6 protein-coding genes are annotated in these 7,072 nt (G+C 70.6%); 5 read left to right on the top strand and 1 reads right to left on the bottom strand.

Features of this window, described 5'->3' with window-relative positions:
• A partial coding sequence (locus VF468_09575; protein ID HEX5878557.1) for an FG-GAP repeat protein occupies positions 1 to 249 on the bottom strand: 249 nt, incomplete at its 3' end.
• Between the two features lie 416 nt (positions 250 to 665).
• Here VF468_09575 and VF468_09570 point away from each other — a divergent pair.
• The 5 genes from VF468_09570 to VF468_09550 form a co-directional block, all read left to right on the top strand.
• Positions 666 to 1,412, top strand: a complete 747-nt coding sequence (locus tag VF468_09570) for a hypothetical protein (GenBank protein ID HEX5878556.1) — start codon at positions 666 to 668, stop codon at positions 1,410 to 1,412.
• Between the two features lie 419 nt (positions 1,413 to 1,831).
• Entirely contained in the window at positions 1,832 to 2,305 is a 474-nt protein-coding gene (locus VF468_09565; GenBank protein ID HEX5878555.1) for an STAS domain-containing protein, read from the top strand.
• A gap of 563 nt (positions 2,306 to 2,868) precedes the next feature.
• Positions 2,869 to 3,861 (top strand): hypothetical protein, encoded by a 993-nt coding sequence (locus tag VF468_09560; GenBank protein ID HEX5878554.1) that lies wholly within the window; start codon positions 2,869 to 2,871, stop codon positions 3,859 to 3,861.
• 505 nt (positions 3,862 to 4,366) lie between these two features.
• The gene (locus tag VF468_09555) at positions 4,367 to 5,596 is read left to right on the top strand and encodes an IS110 family transposase (GenBank protein HEX5878553.1); all 1,230 of its coding nucleotides are present in this window, start codon (positions 4,367 to 4,369) and stop codon (positions 5,594 to 5,596) included.
• 633 nt (positions 5,597 to 6,229) lie between these two features.
• On the top strand, positions 6,230 to 7,072 hold an 843-nt coding region (locus VF468_09550), incomplete at its 3' end, for a site-specific integrase (GenBank protein ID HEX5878552.1).

The raw sequence follows: 7,072 nt of genomic DNA, 5'->3' as shown, positions 1-7,072 counted from the left end.
GGCCCGGCCATCGGCGTCGAAATCGGCCGTGACAGTGCTCTCGCCGAAAGCGTCACCGACCTCGCCGACACCGGGAACCCCGGGGGTGTCTTGGGTGAACAGCTGGTCGTCCCGGGCAGTCCCGGACGCGTCGGCGACCAGACCGCCCACCGTGCCGTAGAACACGTGCACCGCGCCGGCCAGGTCGGCATCGAACGGCTCACCGACCGCCACGTCGGCGTGCCCGTCGGCGTTGATGTCGCCCGCCACCCCCGGCACGCCCGCCGCGGCGGGCCACCCGGCCCAGCCGGCGACGACACCGGTCCACACCACTGCGTACGCCGCGAGACATCCAACGCGGCTCACCGATCGCCGAGACATGTGGCATCCCTACCAGCGACCCGGCCTGGGCCGGTGCCGGCGCCCGCGCCGCCGAGTCCGGGGTCATTGTCCCTCCCCGCGGCCAGCCGACACAATCACCTCACCAGGCTCGGACTTGGGAGTGGCGGTTGGCCTGCAGGCGGTGAGGATCTGGCCGGATGGGTCGGGTGTCGAGGCAGCCGTTCCACGTGTCGGCGAATCGCTTGTGGTCAAGGCGTTCCCGGCCGGTGAGCAGCCGACGCCGGCTCCGCCAGTCCGGGTCGCTAACGCGCCGCAGACCGGGTGGCGGCTGCGCGATCCACCGCGTGATCCGGGGATCGAAGCTGCCGTCGATCGCCCTGGCCCGCCAGCCTGCCGGCCCTCATGCTGGCCATCTGCGGTCGGACGGCGGGGGGATCTGGGACAGCCGGTACCGGGTAGCGGACCGACTGACACCGCCGCCCGATCCACGCCCGATCCACCTATCATGGGAAACACCGATCGTCGCGCCCGGAGGATTCACGATGCGCGCATATCACTGTGGAGTCGTCGCGGCCTCGGCAGCCGCCGTGGTGATGTCCACCATGATCGTGTCGGCACCGGCCCACGCCGACGTGAGGGAGTTCCACGATGCCGTCGGCGACACCGGCGGATCGTCCTCCGACATCGACCTGGTACGCGTGAACAACGGCGGCCCAGCGGGCAACCGGGTGATCGTCACGACAGAGGTCGGTGACCTGGACTTCGACGACCGTGTCGCCTTGTGGGTCGACACCGTCGCGGACAATCCCGGTCCCGAGTACCGCAGCGTGGCGATACCCAACTCCGACGCGATCGAGCTGCGCCGGGTCAACACCTTCCACGGGACCGGGCAACACGTCGACTGCGCGGGTCTGCGCATCAGCGCCGACGCGACCGGGCCCGACCGGGTCCGGTTCTCGATCCCACGGGCATGCATGCAGAAGCCCTGCGATGTGCGGGTCTCCCTGCGCGGTCGGTTCCCCGACGATGACGGCACCGTCGTCGACTGGGCACCCGCGGTTCGGCGGTTCTTCGGATGGGTGCCGCTGTAACGGTTGTGAGTTGCGTTTTCGGTTTGGCGCATGCAAGGAAGGTCACCGAACCGGACGCGCTCGCACGTAACCGGCCCGCTCGAAGCGGCGTGGTTACCGCGCCACCCGCACCCGAGCCGTCCGCCGCCGGGTCCGGGGAGCACCGCCAACAGGTGGGGCCAGTGGCGGTCGCCGAGTACGGCACGACAAAGACCTGCGCAGTACACCGGCAGCACGGACGGCCCGCACCGGCTGCCGACTCGCCGACGATGTATCTTGGCTCTCGATAGATGCCGAGATGAGTGCTGTCCCTGAGGTGGTGGCTGCTGGCGGCTGCGCGTCCTTTTGCCGGGAATCGCACGATCTGCTCCTATGCCGCTGGTCGAGTCGTCACCGGTCCGAGCCAACCGACACCAGCCCAACGATGCGCGGTGATCGCGATGCCTGCTGATGGTCTGCCACCCGGGGCCGACGGCGACCGCCATCTTGCCGCCCGACCCGACCCGGCCGTTGAGGGTGCGGGCATGTCTGCGCACTGGAGCGACTCTGGCGGGTGCACGGTTCTCGAGTTGGTCGGCGAGATCGACATGGCCGAGGCCCCCCGGCTGACTGCCCTGCTGAGTCAGGCCGGCTCACCGCACTTCGTGGTGGATCTGACTCGGCTCACCTTCATTGACTCGACCGGCTTGGCCGTGCTGGTGAGCGGTTGGCGCCAGGCGTCATCGACCGGCGGGTCGATGCGGCTGGTGGGGCCCCAACGCGCGGTGTCGAAGATGCTGCAGATCACCGGCCTGGATCAGGTCCTGCCCATCCACGACAGCCTCGAGCAGGCCGTACGGCTCAGCCTCAGCGGGTGCCAACCGGGTGCACGGCAGCCGGCTGCCGAGCGCACCCTGGGGGACCGGCCGGACTGAGCTGTCTGCGACACAGCCATGGCGTGCCGGCGGGCGCGCTCACGGCGGGCGTGGCCGGTCCGGCCACAGCCAGCGTTCGCCAGTGCCCTGCGGATTCGTCAAGATCGCGAGGCCTGCTCGGCTGGGATCACCCCTTCCCGCCCCGCCGCCCCGAGCCCTCGATGAAGACCGGCGGCCTCCGGAGTGGTCGCAGTGCTCCAGCGGCTGCCCCGTTCTGCGACATGCCGAGCCGATCAGTCTGGTTCGCGGTGCCGGCCGGTATGGCTGCTCGTGGGCCGAGCCGCCCCGGGACCAGACCCCTCCATCCTGGTCGGAGCCGAACGAGTTCCCGGCGGATCGGGGCCCCGCGGGTAACTGAGGTCACGAACGGCTGATCGGATGGCGGTGCCTGTGAGCCTTTTCCATCAGGCCGCCCTCGATCGTGCAACGCGAGCAGCCGAGGTCCAGCGGTGCCGCAGCTGGCGGTGGGTTCCCGGTCCGGGTGAGCGGACCTCGTGCCGGTCGAGGTGGCGCGGCACGTGACGGTCGGCGATCTCGTCGAGGACTCGGCCTATGGTGCGGGGATGAGACACCGGACGCTCCGGCTGTTGGTGCTGACCGCCGCCGCGGTGGTGATCGGTGTGGCGGCGGCGCAGGCGGTGCGGTCACCCGAGCCGTCGCCGCTGGCTGACTCCCCGCCGGCCACGGCGGTGAGCCCCTCCTACCGGCCGCCGTCGACCGCCCCGGCTCCGACCGCCCCGGCTCCGACCGCCACGGCGTCCCCGACCCGGGCGTCGCGGCTGCCGATGGGTGGGCGACGCATCTTTCCCGAGCACTTCCTGGTCGCCTACTACGGCACCGCCGGCACCGGGTCGCTGGGCGTGCTCGGCGAGGACACCCCGGAGCGCATCGCGCAGGTACTGCGCCGGACCGCCGCGCCGTACGCCGTGTCGGGGCGCCGGGTACAGATCGTCTACGAGCTGATCGTCACCGTCGCCGACGGCCACCCGGGCCCGGACGGCGACTACAGCCACCACATCGCGCGCGAACAGGTGCGGCGGTACGTCGAGGCGGCGCGGCGGAACCGGGCGCTGCTGGTGCTCGACATCCAGCCCGGCCGCACCGACTTCCTGACCGCCGCGACACGGTGGGAGTGGGCGCTGCGGGAGCCGTGGGTCGGCCTGGCGCTGGACCCGGAATGGCGGATGCCGCCGGGGGAGATGCCGGGCCGCACCATCGGCCAGGTCGACGCGGCCGAGATCAACCGGGTCTCGGCGTGGCTGGCCGACCTGGTCGCGGACCGGAGGCTGCCGCAGAAGGTGTTCGTGGTGCACCAGTTCCAGCCGGGCATGGTGCGCCGGATCGGCGCGGTGCGTGCCCGCCCGCAGCTGGCGATGGTGCAGCACGTCGACGGGTTCGGCGCCCGGGCGGACAAGCTCGCGACCTACCGCCGGGTGGTGCGACCGGACCGGTTCGAGATCGGCTTCAAGCTGTTCCTCGACGAGGACATCGACATGTTCCACCCGGCCGAGGTGCTGCGGCTCCGCCCACCGGTCAGCTTCGTCAGCTACCAGTAGCCGCACCCCCCGGGCCCGATCGGCCTCCCGACCGAACCAGTGGCCGCCGATGCGCCGGCCCGCGCCCGCCCACGTCGACGACATCAGGGGCACAGTTGCAGTCGCGACGCGCAGTCGGTTCGGCGCCTCGACCCGGAACCGGCGGTCGACCAGGCCCGGTGTGCGGTCCGCGGCCGCCGGTCCGACACGCACCTCAAGGGGGCAACGCGCGCGGAGAACCAACGGCCAATCCGGTTGCGTCATACGCAACAATCAAGTTCGGTAACACGGGTGCAAGAGGTGTGCCCGCCCTGGGACGGCTACGCCCTCCCGTGCCGGGTGATGAGAATGGTGGGGTCGCCCGGCGACGTCGACTCACACTGGTGCGGGTGAGCCCGTAGAGGTGTCTGACGCGGGGTTCTCGGGTGTGTTGGAGTGCTGCTGCGAGCGCGAGGGTCTGTGTCCTGACCAGAGGATCCTCCGGGCGACGGTCGCGATCGATCATGGACCGGAAGGAGTGGTCGCGATGGAGGTGCTGTTCGACCGGGTGGCCGGGCTCGACGTCAGCAAGAAGTCGGTGACGGTGTGCGTGCGCACCCCGGGACCGAGGCGGCGCCGGGTCAGCCAGACCCGGACGTTCGCCACGATGAGCCGGTCGCTGCAGGTGATGGCGGACTGGCTGGTCGCGGAGGGCGTCACGCTGGCCGCGATGGAGTCCACCTCGACGTACTGGAAGCCGGTGCTGTACTGCCTGGAGGAGCGGATGCAGACCTGGCTGGTCAACGCCGCGCACATGAAGGCGGTCCCCGGTCGGAAGAGCGACGTCAAAGACGCCGAGTGGATCGCGCAGCTGCTCGAGCACGGGCTGCTGGCGCCCTCGTTCGTGCCGCCACCACCGATCCGGCACCTGCGGATGCTGACCCGGTACCGGATGCAGCTGTACGGGGACCGCACCCGCGACACCACCCGGCTGGAGCAGATGCTGGAGGACGCCAGCATCAAGATTTCGGCGGTGGCGTCCAGCCTGACCACGGTGTCGGCGCGCACGATGCTGGCCGCGATGATCGCCGGCGAACGCGACCCGCGGGTGCTGGCCGAGATGGCAAAGGGGAGGATGCGGGCCAAGATCCCGGCCCTCACCGAGGCCCTGACCGGGAACTTCGACGCCGACCACGCCCGGCTGGCGGCCGCCCTGCTGCACCGGCTGGACCACGTGGAGCGGGCGATCGCCGAGCTGGACCAGACGATCGCGGAGGCCTGCCGGCCGTGGGCGCACCAGATCGAGCTGCTGCAGACCATCCCCGGCGTCGGGGTCAAGGTCGCGCAGGTGATCATCGCCGAGACCGGCGGCGACATGACGCAGTTCCCCTCCGCCGCGCACCTGGCAGCCTGGGCCGGGGTGGCGCCCGCCATGCGTGAGTCCGCCGGCCGCCGCAGGCCGGCGGGGACACGCAAGGGCAACAAGTGGCTGGCCGCGATGCTGGTGGAGGCCGCCGGATCGGTGGCCCGCAGCAAGGACAACTACCTGACCGCCCAGCACGCCCGGCTCACCGCCCGCCGCGGCGCCGGCCGGGCCAATATGGCGGTCGGGCACTCGATCCTGGTCTGCGCCTACCACATGCTGCTGCGCGACGAGCCCTACCACGACCTCGGCGTGGACTGGCTGCGCCGCCGCGACGACCAGGCCCACACCCGCCGGCTGGTCGCCCAGCTGGAACGACTCGGCCACACCGTCATTCTCGACCCCGCCGCCTGAGCCCGACGCGGCCACCTCTCACCCCGACCTGGGGTCACCAGGCCGGACGGTCACCCCTGCCTTCACGCGGGTTATTCACGGGTCTGTGCCCGTCTCGATCACGCTCCGTTGCGACCGACCGTGTGCCCTGCCAACAACAGCAGGTGTCCTGTCCGGGCGAAGGTTGCACCGTCCGGGTGAAGGCTGCACTCGAGGTTGCATCGCTCGGGTGACGGTTGCGAGTCGCTCCACGGGGATGGGTCGCTGATTGCGCACTCGTGACATGACAGCGATGGTCACCGACGCGGCCCGACCGGCTGAGTCCATCGACACGGATCGCCTCCAAGTCGGCCTCGTGACCAAGGCGTTGCCCAATACCGGGTGCGGCTCAAAGGGGGCGTCGGTGTCCTTCGCCTGCGGTACGTTCGCCGGCGCCGGCCGGTGCGCCGGTTCAATCCCCGGAACGGCTGTCCCGCCACTGCAGACCCAGCTCGCCAACGTCTGACATCGGACCCCCAGGTGATCCTCGATAACAGTTAGGTCACGAGCCTCTTGGACGAGCCGGACTGCGCCGGCACGTCAGGTTCCGCCTGGGACCGGACCGGCACGCACGGGCTGTACGGGTAGTTGACAGGCTGTGGCAGCGTAGTTGGCATGGCTGCGGGCGGCCACATACTTCCGCCACTCGGTGTACGGCTCACCGTCGACATCGAGGAGCACGCCGGCGCCCGTGGCACGCGGTACTGGGCCCGCGTGCGGTGGACCGATCCACTATCTCACCAACGGGCGGGGCTCAAGCGCAGCCATGCGAGCCGAGAGGCCGCGGAAGCCTGGGTCGAGCGGATGCAGCGGGTCACTCGGACGGGCGTCGACTCGGGGCAGACGTTGGCCAGCTACATCGAAGGCATCGGTGACCGCTGGACCCGCGGTATCGATCCGACGTCGACGTACGACCCCTACGCCGCAGGCCTGAAGCATCGTGTGGTGCCGACCTTGGGGCACCTTCCAGTCACGATGATCAGCACCGGGCTCGTCGACCGGGCGATCGACGATTGGGAGCAGAGCTACGGCCGCTCGACGGTCAAGAACACCGTTGCAGCCCTCGTGCTGGTGTTGGACGAAGCGGTGCGCGATGGGATCATCGTCCGCAACCCGGCCAAGGACCGAGCCCGGCGCCGCACCGCCGGCCGCTCTGCCGCAGCCGGCGAGTCCGACAGTCCGCGAGACCTGGCGCTGCCCGATGTCGCCTCGCTGGAACGGCTGGTCGCCCGGGTGATCGAGGCGGGCGACCATCCGTCGTACGGCGACATCGTCACGATCCTCGCCACGACTGCCCTACGGATCAGCGAGGTTTCCGGGCTCCTTGTGGGCGACATCGATCTGAACCGCGGTTTGCTGCACGTTGTCCGTCAGACGTATCCGGGCCGCGGCGGCCTCGTCACCAAGACGACCAAGGGTCGTCGGCGTCGGGCAGTCCCGATCATCGAGCCGCTGCGA

It is taken from the genome of Actinomycetota bacterium (assembly GCA_036280995.1).
In the GTDB taxonomy this organism is placed as follows: domain Bacteria; phylum Actinomycetota; class CALGFH01; order CALGFH01; family CALGFH01; genus CALGFH01.
Note: the sequence above shows the minus strand (reverse complement) of the source record. Positions and strands in the feature narration are given on the sequence as shown.

Excerpts from the sequence above, each read along its gene's own strand:
- VF468_09555 (HEX5878553.1), top strand. The coding sequence starts at position 4,367 with ATGGAGGTGCTGTTCGACCGGGTGGCCGGGCTCGACGTCAGCAAGAAG.
- VF468_09565 (HEX5878555.1), top strand. The coding sequence starts at position 1,832 with ATGCCTGCTGATGGTCTGCCACCCGGGGCCGACGGCGACCGCCATCTT.
- VF468_09560 (HEX5878554.1), top strand. The coding sequence starts at position 2,869 with ATGAGACACCGGACGCTCCGGCTGTTGGTGCTGACCGCCGCCGCGGTG.